The organism is Rhodococcus sp. PAMC28707 (genome assembly GCF_004795915.1).
In the GTDB taxonomy this organism is placed as follows: Bacteria; Actinomycetota; Actinomycetes; order Mycobacteriales; family Mycobacteriaceae; genus Rhodococcoides.
Genome location: NZ_CP039253.1, coordinates 3,379,625 through 3,395,285, shown reverse-complemented (window position 1 = coordinate 3,395,285; position 15,661 = coordinate 3,379,625). Strand labels below are relative to the sequence as shown.

Genomic DNA, 15,661 nt, shown 5'->3' with positions numbered 1-15,661 from the left:
GCACATGACCAGCACCGAACGCACCGACGTCGGTACCGTCGAAGATCTACACGCGTCTGCCACCAAGTTCACCGGCCTCGAAGATTTCGGTTCCGACGATTATGTCGAAGCCCTCGGTGTCCTGCTCGACTCGTACAACCGTGATGCACAACTGACCGCACTCGGATCGAAGATGAGCCGGTACTTCCTGCGCGGCGCGCTGGTCGCGCGTTCACTCAGCGAGCTCGCATGGAAGCAGAATCCGACGCACGCCGACGTCACGATCGAGCGGCCGATCTTCGTGACCGGTCTTCCTCGCACCGGCACGACTGCGCTGCATCGACTGCTCACCGCCGACCCGTCGCACCAGGGTTTGGAGATGTGGCTGACCGAGATGCCGCAACCTCGGCCGCCGCGTGAGACCTGGGAATCCAATCCGCTGTTCACGCAGATCCAAAAAGGGTTTGCACAACACCATGTCGAACACCCCGAGTTCATGGGCGTGCACTACATGTCCGCAGCCGAAGTCGAGGAATGCTGGCAGCTACTGCGGCAATCGGTCCATTCCGTAGCCTACGAATGCCTCGCGTACCTCCCGACGTATTCGACATGGCTGGCCGAACAGAGCTGGCTCTCGACCTACCAACGACACCGGAAGAATCTCCAGCTCATCGGTATGAACGACACCGATCGCCGTTGGGTTCTGAAGAATCCGAGCCACCTGTTCGCTCTCGAAGAACTGCTACAGGTCTACCCGGATGCGCTGGTGATCCAATGCCACCGTGAACCCCGCACGATCATGCCGTCGATGTGCAGCCTCGCCGAGCACGCCACCGAAGGTTGGTCGGACCTGTTCCGCGGCAACGTCATCGGGCGCACCCAGGTCGATCTGTGGGAGCGTGGACTCAACACTTTCTCCACTGCGAGATCCGGTGCGAACTCGGCGCAGTTCTACGACGTCGACTATCACGACTTCGTCGCCGACCCCCTCCGCACGGTCGAGCAGGTGTACCAGAACTTCGGACTCGATCTCACCGAGAATGCGCGCTCAGCCATGGACGCCATGCACACCGAAAGTCGAAGCGGGCAGCGGCGGCCGGCTCACAAGTACACGCTCGAGGACTTCGGCCTCGACGGCGAAGACATCGACCGCCGGTTCGGGACGAGGTAATCAGCGGTCCATCCGCAGGTCGTCGATGGCCTGTTCCGACGAACGCTAGGGTGGCGGGATGGCTCCGACACGCTGGCAGATCGACAACACCGAGGACCAGTCCAGGAAGTACATCGAACGCTTCGCGCGACTTCAAGAGCGAGGCGTCGACCTACACGGCGAGGCGCGGATGGTCGACGCACTCCTGGCTCCGGGGAGTTCGGTCCTCGACGCGGGTTGTGGCACAGCCCGTCTCGGCGCCGAACTCGCCCGGCGCGGACATCGAGTGACCGCGGTGGATCTCGATCCGGTCCTCGTCGAAGCCGCGCGAGAGCACACCGACCTGACGGTTCATCAGGCCGATCTGACCGAACTCGACCTCGGCGAGACATTCGATGCCGTCGTGGTCGCCGGCAACGTGATGGTCTTCATGACGCCGGGCACCGAACGATCGGCTCTCGAGCGGATGACGGCGCACCTGAAGCCCGGAGGAGTCTTCGTCGCCGGATTCGCCACGGACAGGGAGTACACCGTGGAGAAGTTCGACGCCGACCTGAATTCGGTCGGCTTACTCCACGAGCACCGCTTCTCGACGTGGGATCTGCGACCGTGGCACGAGAATGCGGACTGGGCTGTGACCGTAACCAGGGCTCCTGCGCTACTTGCCTGATTCGAGTTCGAGATGCATTTCGCCCCACGCGCCCAGGGACAGGTCCCCACCCGATGGGAAGAGCCGGGCATCGCCGCCGCCGCCCATGGGAGGATGGAGGAATGCCAGCGCCATCGCCACTTCCCCTCGATCCCATTGCAGAGGCCCACCGTCAGTGGACCGCACATGGATGGGGTGACGTCGCCGACGGAATGGCCGCTGTCACTTCGTTGATGCGGGCGCAGCAGATCATGCTCGCGCGAGTAGAAGAGACGCTCAAACCCACTGGTTTGACGTTCTCCCGCTACGAACTTCTCACCCTGCTGACGTTCACGAAGAACGGTGCACTGCCGATGGCGAAAGCCAGTGCGCGACTCCAGGTTCACCCCACGAGTGTCACCAACGCCGTCGACCGCCTCGAAGCGGCGGGGTACGTGCGCCGAACACCGCACCCGAGCGATCGTCGAACGACGTTGGTGGAGATCACCGAAGAGGGTCGCACTCTGGCCGTCGACGCCACCGAAAAACTCAACGAACAGGTATTCAGCAAGCCCGGTTTGTCGAAGGAACGTCTGACGTCGCTGGTACGCATTCTTGCCGAGCTGAGGCGCACAGCCGGTGACTTCGAGGACATCGGGTCGTCACCGGCCTGGTGAACGGAGCGCGCTCAGCTTCGCTGTATCCGCGCACGAAGCAGCCCTGCTGTCACTGAGGACAGCAGGGCTGAACGGATCGATCACCGATTGACGAATGTCGCCTTACGCTTGTCGATGAAGGCAGACATGCCTTCCTTCTGATCCTCGGTCGCGAAGGTCGAATGAAACAGCCGACGCTCGAACCGAACACCTTCGGCCAACGAGGATTCGAACGAACGGTTGACCGCGTCCTTGGCCATCATCGCAATCGGAAGCGACATCTCGGCGATGGTCGTCGCGGTTGCGATAGCGTCGTCGAGCAGGTCCGCGGCGGGCACGATCCGCGAGACGAGCCCCGCTCGCTCGGCCTCTTCGACCTTCATGTTTCGCCCGGTCAGGACCATCTCCATAGCCTTGGCCTTACCGACGGCACGAGTCAGGCGCTGCGACCCACCGATTCCGGGGATGACCCCCAACTTGATCTCCGGCTGACCGAATACTGCGGTGTCGGAAGCGATGAGAACATCGCACAGCATGGCCAGCTCGCAGCCTCCACCGAGGGCGTATCCCGATACGGCCGCGACGATCGGCGTGCGCGCTGCCGACAGTCGATCCCAGGCACTGAACAGGTCCTCGGCATAGACGTCCATGTACGACTTCGGCTGCATTTCCTTGATATCGGCACCCGCAGCGAAGGCTTTCTCCGAGCCGGTGATCAGGATCGCCCCGATACCGTGGTCTCCGTCGAGGTCCTCGACCGCGGACACCACCTCGTGCATCAGCTGAGAGTTCAACGCGTTGAGCGCCTTCGGCCGATCGAGCGTGATGATCCCGACGCGGCCTCGCCGCTCCAGCAGGATGGTTTCGTACTCGCTCACTTGCTCTCCTCTGTCGAACGCTGGCGAATGTCGTTGATGATGCCGGAGAAGTCCACGTCCGTTCCACCACCGGATGTTTCCTTGAACTCGGAGTAGAGCTCAGCGGCCTTGAGTCCGAGAATGCCGTGGACGCCGTTGGCGCGCAGTGCATTGGCAGCAAGACCGAGATCTTTGTCCATCAATGCTGCCGCGAACCCGGGTGTGTAGTCGTTGTTGGCCGGACTGGTCGGAACCGGTCCTGGCACAGGACAATTGGTAGTCAGCGCCCAGCACTGACCGGACGCGGTGGATGCGACGTCGAACAACGCTTGATTGCTGAGACCGAGCTTCTCACCGAGCACGAATGCCTCGCTGATCGCAATCATCGACACCCCGAGGATCATGTTGTTGCAGATCTTGGCGGCTTGGCCGTTGCCCGCGGCGCCACAGTGGACAACTTTGCGACCCATCACGTCGAGAACAGCGGCAGCCGAAGCGAAGTCCTCTTCGGACCCGCCGACCATGAACGTCAGCGTGCCCGCCGCCGCACCGCCGACACCACCAGATACCGGAGCGTCGAGACCGCGGTGGCCCGCGTCGTCGACAAGCTTGTGCGCCGCGTGCGCGTCGGCGACATCGATGGTGGAGGAATCGATGAACAAGGTTCCAGGCGCGGCAACTGGAAGTAGATCCTTGTACAGATCGAGCACGAGCTTGCCGTTGGGCAGCATCGTGATCACGACATCCGCGTTCGACACTGCAGCCACGGCAGATTCGACGACGGTCACGCCGTCCTTCGTTGCCTGCGCCAGCGCTGCAGGGACGAGATCGAAGCCCTGAACCGTGTATCCGGCTTTCACCAGGTTCGCTGCCATCGGTCCGCCCATATGGCCGAGACCGACGAAACCGATCGTGTTCTCACTCATCGCTGCCCTCCAAGTTCGTTGCTCAATCCCAGTTCGGCGGCACCCAACGGGGCGAAATAGCGATCGACGTCCTCGCTGGTGACATCGGCGAGCGTCGGCGGAGACCACTTAGGGTTTCTGTCCTTCTCCACCACCTGTGCTCGGATTCCCTCGACGAGGTCATGTGAATCCAGACTGGCCGAGGACACCCGATATTCATCGTCGAGGACTTCCTCGAGCGAGGCTGCATCAGCGGCCCGCCGCAGCGACTTCAGCGTGACCTTCAGGGCGACCGGTGACTTCGATTCGATGTCGTCGGCAGCGATGTGTGCGTCGGGTACCTCACTGCGCCGCAAGCGGTCCACGATTTCTTCGACGGTATCGGCGCTGTACGCGGCGTCGATCCAGCTGCGTGCAGCGTCGAGACTCGATGTGGGTGCCGGTTCGGTGAACGAAGCCAACGCATCGGCGAGGGTTCCGGTTTCGAGTGCAGCGTAGAAGTCCGGCAACTTGTCGGAGGGGATGTAGTGATCGGCGAACCCGGCCGCGATGGCGTCACCTGCACCCATGCGGGCGGTGGTGAGGCCGAGGTGCGTTCCCAATTCTCCCGGTGCACGGGAGAGCAGAAACGTCCCGCCGACGTCGGGGATGAAACCGATACCGACCTCGGGCATCGCGAGCTTCGAGCGGTCGGTCACGATTCGGGTGTTGGCGTGGGCGGACAGTCCGACACCGCCGCCCATCACCACTCCGTCCATGATTGCCACGTACGGCTTGGGGAATCGCGAGATAGCCGCATTGAGGATGTACTCGTCGCGCCAGAAGACCTTCGACCCGCTACCGCCCTCTTTTGCGTCGTGGTAGATCGAGACGATGTCACCACCGGCACACAAGCCACGTTCGCCTGCGCCGGTGAGGAGTACCAGTTCGACCTCATCGTCGACGGCCCACTTCTCGAGCTGCGGCGCGATGTCGAGCACCATCGCATGATTCAACGCGTTGATGGCTTTCGGACGGTTGAGCGTGATTCGGCCGACGCCACCGCGCAGGTCGAACAACACCTCGGGTTCGCTCATGCTGCTCCCACAATCGAACGAGCCACGACGACTCGCATTATCTCGTTGGTCCCTTCGAGGATCTGATGGACACGAAGGTCTCGGACGATCTTCTCCACACCGTACTCCGCGAGATAGCCGTAGCCACCGAGTAACTGCAGTGCGGCGTTGGCGACGTCGAATCCGGTGTCGGTTCCGAATCTCTTTGCCATAGCGCAGAGTTCGACCTTGTCCTCGGCCCCGGTCTGCAACGCCTCCGCAGCGCGCCACAGCAGAGTTCGGGCGGCTTCGAGCTCGGTCTTCATATCTGCCAGTCGGAACTGCAGGGCCTGCGCGTCGAGCAATCGATTGCCGAAGGCCTTGCGCTCGGCGAGGTAGGACACCGCTTTGTCGAGAGCGCTCTGTGCGCCACCGATCGAGCAGGCGGCGATGTTGAGGCGTCCGCCGTTGAGGCCGTTCATCGCGATGCGGAAACCGTCGCCCTCGTTTCCGAGCACGTTGGCGGCCGGAACACGGACATCCTCGAAGACGACCTGCCGCGTCGGCTGGGCATTCCAGCCCATCTTCTTCTCGTTCGCTCCGAACGACAGGCCTGCGGAGTCCTTCGGTACGACGATTGCCGAAATGCCCTTGGGCCCAGCTTCGCCCGTTCGCGCCATCACGACGTAGATCTCGGATACCCCGGCCCCGGAGATGAACTGCTTCACTCCGTTGAGGATGTAGTCGTCGCCGTCGCGGACAGCCTTGGTCGTCAGTGCCGCGGCATCGGATCCGGCACCTGGTTCGGTGAGGCAGTAGCTTCCGAGCTGGTCCATCGCGCACAGCCCCGGCACCCACTGACGACGTTGCTCGTCGTTGCCATAGGTGTCGATCATCCACGTCACCATGTTGTGGATGGAGATGTACGCCGCGATCGACGGATCACCGGTGGCAAGTTGCTCGAAGATGCGCACCGCATCCACGCGCGTCAGATCCGACCCGCCGACGTCCTCACCGATGTAGATTCCGCCCATACCCAGGCTGGCAGCTTTGCGCAGTACGTCGACGGGAAAGTGCTTGTTCTGATCCCATTCGACTGCCTTCGGTGCCAGGAACTCGTCGGCGAAGTCGCGTGCTGTTTCGTTGATCGCCCGTTCGTCCTCGGTCAATGTGAACATCGGCGGTCAGTCCATGTTCGGGATGACGAAGTGGTTCGCAGTTTCTTCTTTTTTGCCCGAAGGCCAACGCTGCGTGACCGTCTTGGTCTTGGTGTAGAAGCGAATCGAATCGGGTCCGTGCTGGTTCAGATCGCCGAATCCCGAACGCTTCCAACCACCGAAGGTGTGGTACGCGATCGGCACCGGAATCGGGACGTTGACGCCGACCATGCCGACCTGAACGCGTGAGCAGAAGTCACGCGCGGTGTCACCGTCGCGAGTGAAGATCGAGACACCGTTGCCGTACTCGTGTTCGGACGGCAGACGCAGTGCATCCTCGTAATCCTCGGCGCGGACGACGATCAGGACGGGACCGAAGATCTCTTCCTTGTAGATGCGCATGTCCGTCGTCACCTTGTCGAACAGTGTTGCGCCGGCGAAGAATCCGTTCTCGTGGCCCTCGAGCTCGAAGCCGCGCCCGTCGACGACGAGTTCGGCACCCTCGTCGACGCCGATCTGGGTGTAGTCGTTGACTCGCTTCAGTGCATCGCTACCGACGAGTGGACCGAAGTCCGCGTTCTCGTCGTCACTGCGGCCGATCTTCAGGTTCTTGACACGCTCGGTCAACTTGGCCACCAGTGCGTCGGCCGTCTCTTCACCGACCGGAACAGCAACCGAAATCGCCATGCAACGCTCACCCGCAGAGCCGTACGCGGCACCGAGGAGTGCGTCGGCGACCTGGTCGAGATCGGCGTCGGGCATGATCAGGGCGTGGTTCTTGGCGCCGCCGAAGCACTGCGCACGCTTGCCGTTCTTGGCGGCGGTCTCGTAGATGTACTGCGCGATCGGCGTGGAGCCGACGAAGCCGATGGCCTTGACGCGATCGTCGTTCAGTAGAACGTCGACGGCGTTCTTGCCACCGTTGACGACGTTGAAGACGCCCGGCGGCAGACCTGCTTCGAGGAACAGTTCGGCCAGCTTGAGCGGCACCGAGGGGTCACGCTCGGAAGGCTTGAGAATGAATGCGTTGCCGGTGGCGATGGCTGGGCCGGCCTTCCACAGCGGGATCATGGCGGGAAAGTTGAACGGAGTGATCCCTGCAACGACTCCGAGCGGCTGACGCATGGAGTAGACGTCGATGCCACCACCGGCACCCTCGGTGTATTCGCCCTTGAGGAGGTGCGGAACGCCGATCGCGAACTCGATGACCTCGAGACCACGCTGGACGTCACCCTTGGCGTCTGCGACGGTTTTGCCGTGCTCGCTCGAGAGCAACCTGGCCAGCTCGTCCATGTCTCGGTTGATGAGCTCGACGAACTTCATCAGGATGCGGGCACGACGCTGCGGATTCCACTTGGCCCATTCGACCTGGGCTTTCTCTGCATCCGCGATCACGGCCTCGACCTCGGCATCACTGGCCAGCGGCACGAGTGCCTGCACCTCGCCGGTGTTCGGATCGAAAACGTCACCGAAGTTGCCCGAGGTGCCGGAGACGTGCTTGCCGCCGATGAAGTGCGAGAGCTCGCGAGTCATGAGATCCGTCCTAACCGATACGAGAAGATGATGTGTTGTCATCCTATAGTCGGACATCCATGTATGTCTAGAGGTTTACTCGCCCAACCTCCGATAGAAGCCCACGAGATCGGCGACAGCGGAGCTGACCTCGAACTCCTCGTAGCCACCCGAGCGGAAGGCGCGCCGCAGGATCAGCGGGTCCAGATCCTCGATCGCCGGAGAAAACTCTGCACGCGGCAACGACGGAAACGGCATCTCGTTGCCGAACCAGTCCTCACGATCGAACTCGATCTCGCATTCCCCGACATCCTCGATCAACATTTCCAGATCGACGCCACGCAACGTCAGAATCGTCGCCGCCGAAGCGTCGATGTGCTCGGCCGCGATATACATCAGCGCAGCCGCATGCTTGCAGGGCCACCCGTCGTCCGGGCAGGTGCAATCGAAATCGAGCTGACCCTTGTCGTGCGGCAGAAGCGTCGAGGCAAGCTCCTGCGGGATCGCGTTGGACGCAAGTTCCGCGAGCATCCCCGGATTGGAGCGCACCCTGCCCACCAGAGCCGAAACCTCGCCCTGTGACAGCGGATCCACGGTCACCGACGCCGAGAACGGTTCGAGCTGACTCCCCTGAACCTCGCCGTAGATCTGACCGCGTTCGACCCCGAGCGTCAGCACCTGACCACCTCGGGCATACGTACGTCCCCGCGCAATCCGACCCGGATCTGCCAGCTCTTCCATGGCGGTGACGAAGTGGCGGCCCCACCAGGTCTGCCCGAAAGCTCCACGCTTGTTCTGTGATTCGATGCCGCCCTTGACTTTACGACGTCTACCGTACTGACCGAAGTCCGCCATCACTCTCCCACTGCATCTTCGCTGAGGCGGAACAACTCACGCAATTCGCCGGTGTCCATCTCGGTCACCCAGTTCTCACCCGTCCCGACGGCAAGGTCCGCAAGATCCTGTTTCGAACCCAGCATCCCATCGATACGTTCTTCGACGGTGCCCACGCACAACAACTTTCGCACGTGAACGTTTTTGCGTTGGCCGATGCGGAACGCACGATCGGTAGCCTGATTCTCCACCGCCGGGTTCCACCACCGATCAAGATGCACAACATGATTGGCCGCAGTCAGGTTCAAACCGGTGCCACCTGCCTTGAGAGAGAGCATCATGATCGGCGGCCCGCCGTCCTCCTGAAATTTCTCGACCATCGCATCACGGTTCGACTTGCTGACGCCACCGTGCAGGAACGGCACTTCGGTACCGAACCGCTCGGCGAAATACGGTGCGACGAGTTCCCCGAACTCGCGAAACTGCGTGAACAGCAGCACCTTTTCGTTGTCCCCGAGAACCGAATCGAGAATGTCCTCCACCAATCCGACCTTCCCGGACCGATGCTGACCGCGCTTGAGAACCGGCGAACCGTCGGACAGGAAATGCGCGGGATGATTGCACACCTGCTTCAAGCGAGTGAGGGCCGAGAGCACCGCCCCCTTGCGCTTCATGCCCTTCGCGTCGGCGATCTGAGCCATCATCTCGTCCACCACTGCCTTGTAGAGCCCCGCCTGCTCGGCCGTCAGATTCGCGCGAACCGTCATCTCGACCTTGTCCGGCAGGTCGGCAATGACCGTCGGATCGGTCTTGACGCGACGAAGAATGAACGGCGAGGTGATCGCGCGCAATCGTGTGACCGCACTCTCGTCCTGCTCACGCTCGATAGGCACCGAGAACCGCTTGCGGAAATCGGCAGGCGCACCGAGCATTCCCGGGTTCGCGAAATCGAGAATGGATCGAAGCTCGTCCAGCCTGTTCTCGACGGGCGTGCCGGTCAATGCCAATTTCAGATCGGCGGGAATCGCGCGAGCAGCCTTGGCTTGAACCGTCCCGGCGTTCTTGATGTGCTGAGCCTCATCGAGAACCACCCGGCGCCACGTCCGTGCCGCGAACTGCGCTCGATCCTTGGCCATCAGGGCGTAAGTCGTGACAATGAGGTCGTGCTCGGTGATCGCCTGCTCGAGGGCGTCGTCCCGCAACCGCGCCGGACCGTGATGAACCAGGACCCGCAAGTCAGGAGTGAACTTCGCGGCTTCACGCTGCCAGTTGCCGACGACCGACATGGGTGCGACCAACAGCGTCGGCGTCGGGCTCTTCTCGTGTGCGAGCAGAGCCAGCACCTGCAGCGTCTTCCCCAAACCCATGTCGTCAGCCAGAATTGCGCCCAACCCCAACCGAGACATGAACGCCAACCAGTCCAGACCACGTTCCTGGTAGGGCCGCAGAACAGCATTCACCCCCGCTGGCAACGGAATCCGCTCCGGGACGGCGTCGGGCTGCAGCAGCGTCTTCGCCCACCCGGTAGCGGTGATCTCCTCGACGGGTGCAGGCGGCGGCGAGGAGATCGTCATTTCGCGCATCAACTTGCCCAGTTCGGTTCCGTCGCCATGATGCTGCGCAACGTATTTGGCGGCGGCGGCGAGCTGGCTTCCGTCGGCCAGCACCCACACCCCACGAAGACGAACCAGGTCACCCTTGGACACTGCCAGCCGATTCAACTCACCCTCCGTCAGCACCATGTCGCCGAGTTGCAGTTGCCAGTCGTACGAAACCAACTCATCCATCCCGACGGCGCGGTTCTCGGCGGCCTTCGTCACGGCGGGCGAATCGACCCGCAGTCGCATCGACGGGTCCAGTCGACTCCACGCCCTGGGTAGCAGGACGGTCGTCCCCGACTCCGAAAGAGCTTTCGCGCCGTGTTCGACGAGATCGATCACAACAGAGGTGGGGAGCAGCAGATCCAGGGTGCCAGGGTGGGACGGGAGGTCACGCAACCGCGGGTACGCCGCGACCGCCTCTCCGAGCTTGCGCACAGCAGTGCTCAACAGGCTCGCGTCGACCTTTCGGCTCATGGGCACCGGAATCGGAGCTTCCCCATCGGCCCGCAGGCACACCTGAAGCTTCCACAACGCCCCTTCGCTCTCGTCTGCCTCCGCGGCCTCGTCGTCCGGCTCCAGCAGACGCAACACGAGCGCGGGTTCGTCGACGGTGAGGCTTGCCCGCCACTTGTCCATCAACGTCGCGGTCTGCGTCGTACCGTCTTCGACGGAATCGTCGCGAACGAGGGCCGCCAACAACGGATGGTCCGAATCAGGCTTTCCCAGTATCGATCTCACGATCGGATCAGTGATCTCTTCGAGGAAGTCCTCCAGCAACTTCTTCGGCCTGTTGCCGTGGCACTGAACCGAGGGCATCGTCACAGCAAGCTCACTGAGCCACGCGCGCTGCCGTTCCCCACCCACGAGACGCCACCTGGGCCACCAATGCCCGTCGATGAGGATCAGCGCAGGCACGACGCGTCCGGCCCGCACCCATCGCTCGACTCCCCGCGCAACATGCCCGAGATACCGGAGGTCCCCGGACATCGCGGCGTGCGAGTCCGGGGTGCGCAGTAGAAGCTCGGCAGCATCGACCGGCGCCAGCGCAAGGGCAGGCACTCGTACCACGCGAGGGTCGCCCGCACCTGCAGGCGGGAACGCGACATCGACCTTGTGACGGAAGGTCCGGGCCACCGCCCGGGCGTGCGTGGCCGGAAGATCCGGCTCACTGCCGGACGCCTCTTCCTGCCACAGCATCAGCCCCGAACCTGGAGACCAGAGACCATGCAGCATTGGTCCATCCAAGCAGGGAGGCATCAGCACAGTTGGGTGTGGTGTTCCAGTTGCAGCCATTTCCGACGGGATCCCGTCCGTTCCGTGCGTGATCGGAACACCATGCCCATTCGGAGACCGGTCGATCGGCGGATCGAGGCGAGTATTCGGGGCTGGCGGCGGCGTCGGATCCTCGGCGCTGAAGTTGGCTCACGCCGACGGAATCGCCGCGGTCGGAGTAGCGAGTTCGGCAGAGCGTGAGTGGGGGGAGAGTATGCGTGCGAAGTTCGTCGAGTCCGGTGATACGTTCTCCGACGAGATCCGGGTTGGGAGCAAGCAGGCACGGCGCTGGCGCTCGTAGAAGGTAGGCACGTCGGCTGATTGCACCTTTGTCGGTGCCATACGGCACACTCTCGAGAGTCAACTGTGGTTCGAGGATTGGGTGTGTGTGAAGAAGCTGCGTATCGCGCTGCTGTTGGTAGCGGTTACTTTTGCGATGGCGGCATTCGGTTCCTGCGATAGTGGGATACCCGGTTTTGCACCGCCACCTCCTGCGCCGGGTAGCCCCACGCGCGTGCAGATCGAGGAACTTCTCGCTCAGGTACCGGTCGTTGCCGCGAGGCCGGATGCCCTCGGTTACGAGCGTGGGTGTAAAAAGGGCGAAGGTTGCGTCTTCGGTCCAGCATGGACCGACGACTACGACGGCCCCGGCGGTCACGACGGTTGCGACACCCGCAACAACGTCCTCGCTCGCAGCATGAGCGCGTTGGTGTTCCGGGAAGGCACCCACAACTGCGTGGTCCTCGAAGGCTCTCTTGCCGACCCGTACTCGGGTGAGGTCGTGAAGTTCAGCAAATCGGATGCCAGCGCGGTTCAGATCGATCACGTTTATGCGTTGTCCGCAGCCTGGGACATGGGCGCCAATGGGTGGCTACCGGACAAACGAGTGCGATTCGCCAACGACCTCGATTTCAACCTTCTCGCTGTCAACGGACACGACAACCAATCCAAGAGTGACGACACACCTTCGCACTGGCTGCCCCCGAACAAGGCATATCACTGCTTCTACGCAGGGAAATATCTCTCCGTGGCGGCGCAATACGGGCTACCCATCACACAGGCGGATCAGCGCGCCCTGGCCGCGGTCGCCGAGAACTGCTGATACCGCTTCGGCCGTCCGGAATAGACTTGGGGTCATGAATCGCTCGTTGACCAAGGACACCACACTCTGCATGTCACTATCCGGGCGTCCCAGCAACATCGGCACCAGATTCCACAACTACCTCTACGACGAGTTGGATCTGGATTACCTGTACAAGGCCTTCACCACCACCGACCTGCCCGCGGCCATCGGGGGTGTCCGTGCGCTAGGTATCCGTGGTTGCGCCGTCTCGATGCCGTTCAAGGAAGCTGTCATAGAGCTGGTCGACGAGGTGCACGATTCGGCGCGCGCCATCGAGTCGGTGAACACCATCGTCAACGAAGACGGCGTCCTACACGCTTACAACACCGACTACCAGGCCGTTGCGGATCTCCTTGTTGCTTCGGGCTTTTCATCCGAGTTCACGGTCGCAGTCACCGGCAGCGGCGGGATGGCGAAAGCTGTCGTCGCGGCACTTCGCGATTCCGGTTTCACCAAGGGCACCGTAGTAGCGCGCAACTCCAAGACCGGAAATGCGCTCGCAGAGGCCTACGGTTACGACTGGGCGCCGGAGCCCGTGCCTGCAGAACTTCTGGTGAACGTCACTCCCATCGGCATGGAAAGCGGACCCGATGCCGACGCGTCACCGTTCACCGAAGCCCAAATCCATTCGGCGCAAGCAGTATTCGATGTCGTGGCGATGCCGTCGGAGACGCCGTTCATTGCCGCAGCGCGTGCCGCAGGCAAGCCGGTAGTAACGGGCGCACAGGTCATCGCACTGCAGGCGGCAGGGCAATTCTTCCTCTACACCGGTGTTCGGCCTACGAGCGATCTCATCGCCCGTGCATCCGAGTTCTCACGACGCTAGCGCGTTCTCCACCTCCGCGGCCATTGCGGCCTCTCCCGCAGCGTTGGGGTGCAGCGGTACGAACTGATCAGAGAACACGAGCGGTTCGGCCCACCTCGTTCCGACGGCCTGACAACCATCGTGCCCCTCGGACACCACGGACATATCGACGAACGTCGTGTCGGTCTCGGCGGCTGCGCTGGCGATGCTCGTGTTGAGTGTCCGCTGCAGACTGCGTAGGTAGGGGACGTCCCCGGGCGCGACCGGCATCTGCGGCGCGCACCCGATCGTGGGCGGGAGGAGCCACTGATAGCCGACGACGACCACGCGCGCCCGTGGAGCGCGTCGCTCGATGTCGCCGAGCGCCTGCCGAATGGCCGGGTAGGTCCGCGAGGTGATGGTGTCTTCGAAACGTGTCCCGTACTCATCTGCACATGGGCTGTCGGCACCCGGCGATCTCAGTGCCGCACTGACACACGAGGAGATTGCACCGGCGAATACATCACTGTCGTTCCCGCCGATCATCAGGGTGACCAGGTCGGTCGAGTCCGACAGCGCATCGAATTGAGGTGGGGTGTCGGGGTGCTGACGGCTGTAGAAGTCCTCGGTCGACGCTCCGCCGCAGCTCACGTCTTCGAGTTGATAACCGCGCTCGTCTGCGACGATCCTGGCGAAGTTTCTTTCCGATCTCAGGCACCCGAGCGGAGCGCCCGCGGCAAGTGGCAGCACACCGCTACCTGCGCTGAAGCTGTCACCGAGATTCACGTGCTCGACGATCGGATCAGCCTGGGCTGTAGGGGCACAGACCGCACCGGCCATCAGCAGAACAACCACACTTGCCAGATGTCGGACGAGCATGTGAAAAGTATGCGCCTCCGCATGCTCTCATTTCTCGAACTCGTCGATCGCGCGGCATCGCACGCCAGAGGGCATCATCTACATTTGTGCCCGATCACCCAGACATCGCTACTACGCCCGATGCGGGTCGAGTGCAGCCGATCCTCGCCGGTATCGTCGCCGCGCTCGTAGGATTCACCAGTTCGTTCGCCGTCGTCCTCACCGGACTTCGTGCCGTCGGAGCAACGCCGACCGAAGCAGCTTCAGGACTCCTCGCCATCATGATCACTCAAGGTGTCGGGATGGTGTATCTCTCGCGCCGCTACCGACAGCCCATCACGCTCGCTTGGTCGACTCCTGGAGCGGCTCTGCTGGCGGGCACCGGAACTGTCGTCGGCGGCTGGCCTGCAGCCGTAGGAGCCTTCGTGGTGGTGGGTGTCCTGATCGTCGCGACGGGGCTGTGGCCCCGACTGGGAAAGTTGATCCAAGCGATTCCGACATCACTCGCCCAGGCCATGCTCGCCGGGGTACTGCTGCCGTTGTGCCTGCAACCGGTCACAGCATTTGCTGCTTCCCCGGCGGTGATCGCTCCAGTAGTTCTGGTATGGCTGGTCCTGCAACGATTCTCCCTGCGTTGGGCGGTTCCTGCTGCGTTCGGCGCGGCTGCGATCGTCATCGCCATCGATGTGTGGAGTCAGGATCGAATTCCTCGCGCCCTCGATCTGATTCCACGAATCGATCCGACGATGCCGCACTGGACGTGGCAGGCAATCATCGGAATAGCGCTCCCTTTGTACATCGTGACCATGGCGTCGCAGAACATCCCGGGAGCGGCAGTGATGACCTCGTTCGGCTACGACGTCCCGTGGCGACCGGTCCTGAGCATCACCGGAATCGGCACCGTCCTCGGCGCCCCATTCGGCGGCCACGCGATCAACTTGGCCGCCATCAGCGCTGCGCTGGCCGCCGGTCCCAGTGCCCACCCGGACACGAAACGACGCTGGATCGCAGCCTCTTCGGCTGGGTGGTTCTACCTGTTTCTCGCACTGTGCTCGGCAGCCGTGGCTACCCTCGTCGCGATTGCTCCGCCCGGCGTCGTCGAAACGGTTGCCGGTCTTGCACTTTTCGGAACCCTCGGTGCGTCGCTCGCCGGCGCACTCAAAGCAGAGACCGGTCGTGAGGCTGCAATCCTCACCTTCCTCATTGCCGCTTCGGGCGTGGTGGTCTTCGGTATCGGATCGGCATTCTGGGCTCTGGTCGTCGGCCTGCTCCTGCGCTGGGTTCTAGCACGGAAGCCGATAGAGTAACCAT

Annotated in this window: 16 protein-coding genes; 7 read left to right on the top strand and 9 right to left on the bottom strand. The window is 62.7% G+C overall.

The genetic code is table 11. The features are described 5' to 3' along the window. The first annotated feature begins 4 nt into the window (after positions 1-4). Positions 5-1,150, top strand: a complete 1,146-nt coding sequence (locus E5720_RS15610; protein ID WP_136171403.1) for a sulfotransferase — start codon at positions 5-7, stop codon at positions 1,148-1,150. 58 nt (positions 1,151-1,208) lie between these two features. Beyond that, complete coding sequence (locus E5720_RS15605) at positions 1,209-1,799, top strand: class I SAM-dependent methyltransferase (protein WP_136171402.1); 591 nt, start codon at positions 1,209-1,211, stop codon at positions 1,797-1,799. Here the strand turns inward: E5720_RS15605 and E5720_RS22300 are convergent. Further along, a complete protein-coding gene (locus E5720_RS22300; protein WP_281727908.1) occupies positions 1,788-1,913 on the bottom strand; it encodes a hypothetical protein in 126 nt (41 codons plus the stop codon). The two genes, E5720_RS15605 and E5720_RS22300, sit on opposite strands and share 12 nt — an antisense overlap. Here E5720_RS22300 and E5720_RS15600 point away from each other — a divergent pair. After that, positions 1,901-2,434 (top strand): MarR family transcriptional regulator, encoded by a 534-nt coding sequence (locus tag E5720_RS15600; protein WP_136171401.1) that lies wholly within the window; start codon positions 1,901-1,903, stop codon positions 2,432-2,434. The two genes, E5720_RS22300 and E5720_RS15600, sit on opposite strands and share 13 nt — an antisense overlap. An 80-nt stretch (positions 2,435-2,514) precedes the next feature. Here E5720_RS15600 and E5720_RS15595 read toward each other — a convergent pair whose 3' ends face one another. The 7 genes from E5720_RS15595 to E5720_RS15565 form a co-directional block, all read right to left on the bottom strand. Then, positions 2,515-3,291, bottom strand: coding sequence for an enoyl-CoA hydratase (locus E5720_RS15595; RefSeq protein ID WP_136171400.1), 777 nt, complete (start codon positions 3,289-3,291; stop codon positions 2,515-2,517). Beyond that, positions 3,288-4,196: a 3-hydroxyisobutyrate dehydrogenase gene (mmsB, locus tag E5720_RS15590; protein WP_136171399.1), complete on the bottom strand. Its 909-nt coding sequence runs from the start codon at positions 4,194-4,196 to the stop codon at positions 3,288-3,290. The genes E5720_RS15595 and mmsB overlap by 4 nt, the downstream gene beginning before the upstream one ends. After that, the gene (locus E5720_RS15585; protein WP_136171398.1) at positions 4,193-5,251 is read right to left on the bottom strand and encodes an enoyl-CoA hydratase/isomerase family protein; all 1,059 of its coding nucleotides are present in this window, start codon (positions 5,249-5,251) and stop codon (positions 4,193-4,195) included. The genes mmsB and E5720_RS15585 overlap by 4 nt, the downstream gene beginning before the upstream one ends. Further along, the gene (locus E5720_RS15580; protein WP_136171397.1) at positions 5,248-6,387 is read right to left on the bottom strand and encodes an isobutyryl-CoA dehydrogenase; all 1,140 of its coding nucleotides are present in this window, start codon (positions 6,385-6,387) and stop codon (positions 5,248-5,250) included. Before E5720_RS15580 ends, E5720_RS15585 begins: the two co-directional genes overlap by 4 nt. Positions 6,388-6,393: 6 nt before the next feature. Next, a complete protein-coding gene (locus tag E5720_RS15575; RefSeq protein WP_084346459.1) occupies positions 6,394-7,899 on the bottom strand; it encodes a CoA-acylating methylmalonate-semialdehyde dehydrogenase in 1,506 nt (501 codons plus the stop codon). 75 nt (positions 7,900-7,974) lie between these two features. Continuing rightward, the gene (locus E5720_RS15570; RefSeq protein WP_136171396.1) at positions 7,975-8,733 is read right to left on the bottom strand and encodes an SWIM zinc finger family protein; all 759 of its coding nucleotides are present in this window, start codon (positions 8,731-8,733) and stop codon (positions 7,975-7,977) included. Further along, positions 8,733-11,546 carry a DEAD/DEAH box helicase gene (locus tag E5720_RS15565; RefSeq protein WP_136171395.1) on the bottom strand — a complete coding sequence of 938 codons (2,814 nt, stop codon included), beginning with the start codon at positions 11,544-11,546 and terminating at the stop codon, positions 8,733-8,735. Before E5720_RS15565 ends, E5720_RS15570 begins: the two co-directional genes overlap by 1 nt. A gap of 88 nt (positions 11,547-11,634) precedes the next feature. Here E5720_RS15565 and E5720_RS15560 point away from each other — a divergent pair, with 88 nt between their 5' ends. The 3 genes from E5720_RS15560 to E5720_RS15550 all read left to right on the top strand — a co-directional run bounded on the left by E5720_RS15560 (position 11,635) and on the right by E5720_RS15550 (position 13,534). Next, entirely contained in the window at positions 11,635-11,886 is a 252-nt protein-coding gene (locus E5720_RS15560) for a hypothetical protein (protein WP_136171394.1), read from the top strand. 135 nt (positions 11,887-12,021) lie between these two features. Next, positions 12,022-12,687: an HNH endonuclease family protein gene (locus E5720_RS15555; RefSeq protein ID WP_136172738.1), complete on the top strand. Its 666-nt coding sequence runs from the start codon at positions 12,022-12,024 to the stop codon at positions 12,685-12,687. 34 nt (positions 12,688-12,721) lie between these two features. Beyond that, the gene (locus tag E5720_RS15550; RefSeq protein WP_136171393.1) at positions 12,722-13,534 is read left to right on the top strand and encodes a shikimate 5-dehydrogenase; all 813 of its coding nucleotides are present in this window, start codon (positions 12,722-12,724) and stop codon (positions 13,532-13,534) included. Here E5720_RS15550 and E5720_RS15545 read toward each other — a convergent pair. Next, a complete protein-coding gene (locus E5720_RS15545; protein WP_136171392.1) occupies positions 13,523-14,371 on the bottom strand; it encodes an SGNH/GDSL hydrolase family protein in 849 nt (282 codons plus the stop codon). The genes E5720_RS15550 and E5720_RS15545 overlap by 12 nt on opposite strands. Before the next feature lie 86 nt (positions 14,372-14,457). Here E5720_RS15545 and E5720_RS15540 point away from each other — a divergent pair, with 86 nt between their 5' ends. After that, positions 14,458-15,657: a benzoate/H(+) symporter BenE family transporter gene (locus E5720_RS15540; protein WP_136171391.1), complete on the top strand. Its 1,200-nt coding sequence runs from the start codon at positions 14,458-14,460 to the stop codon at positions 15,655-15,657. Positions 15,658-15,661 lie beyond the last annotated feature (4 nt).

What these genes read in the sequence shown, in the direction of transcription:
- E5720_RS15605 (WP_136171402.1), top strand. Translation starts at nt 1,209, where the DNA reads ATGGCTCCGACACGCTGGCAGATCGACAACACCGAGGACCAGTCCAGG.
- E5720_RS15580 (WP_136171397.1), bottom strand. Translation starts at nt 6,387, where the DNA reads ATGTTCACATTGACCGAGGACGAACGGGCGATCAACGAAACAGCACGC.
- E5720_RS22300 (WP_281727908.1), bottom strand. Translation starts at nt 1,913, where the DNA reads ATGGCGCTGGCATTCCTCCATCCTCCCATGGGCGGCGGCGGCGATGCC.
- mmsB (WP_136171399.1), bottom strand. Translation starts at nt 4,196, where the DNA reads ATGAGTGAGAACACGATCGGTTTCGTCGGTCTCGGCCATATGGGCGGA.
- E5720_RS15585 (WP_136171398.1), bottom strand. Translation starts at nt 5,251, where the DNA reads ATGAGCGAACCCGAGGTGTTGTTCGACCTGCGCGGTGGCGTCGGCCGA.
- E5720_RS15545 (WP_136171392.1), bottom strand. Translation starts at nt 14,371, where the DNA reads ATGCTCGTCCGACATCTGGCAAGTGTGGTTGTTCTGCTGATGGCCGGT.
- E5720_RS15610 (WP_136171403.1), top strand. Translation starts at nt 5, where the DNA reads ATGACCAGCACCGAACGCACCGACGTCGGTACCGTCGAAGATCTACAC.
- E5720_RS15600 (WP_136171401.1), top strand. Translation starts at nt 1,901, where the DNA reads ATGCCAGCGCCATCGCCACTTCCCCTCGATCCCATTGCAGAGGCCCAC.
- E5720_RS15570 (WP_136171396.1), bottom strand. Translation starts at nt 8,733, where the DNA reads ATGGCGGACTTCGGTCAGTACGGTAGACGTCGTAAAGTCAAGGGCGGC.
- E5720_RS15565 (WP_136171395.1), bottom strand. Translation starts at nt 11,546, where the DNA reads ATGCTGCATGGTCTCTGGTCTCCAGGTTCGGGGCTGATGCTGTGGCAG.
- E5720_RS15550 (WP_136171393.1), top strand. Translation starts at nt 12,722, where the DNA reads ATGAATCGCTCGTTGACCAAGGACACCACACTCTGCATGTCACTATCC.
- E5720_RS15575 (WP_084346459.1), bottom strand. Translation starts at nt 7,899, where the DNA reads ATGACTCGCGAGCTCTCGCACTTCATCGGCGGCAAGCACGTCTCCGGC.
- E5720_RS15555 (WP_136172738.1), top strand. Translation starts at nt 12,022, where the DNA reads ATGGCGGCATTCGGTTCCTGCGATAGTGGGATACCCGGTTTTGCACCG.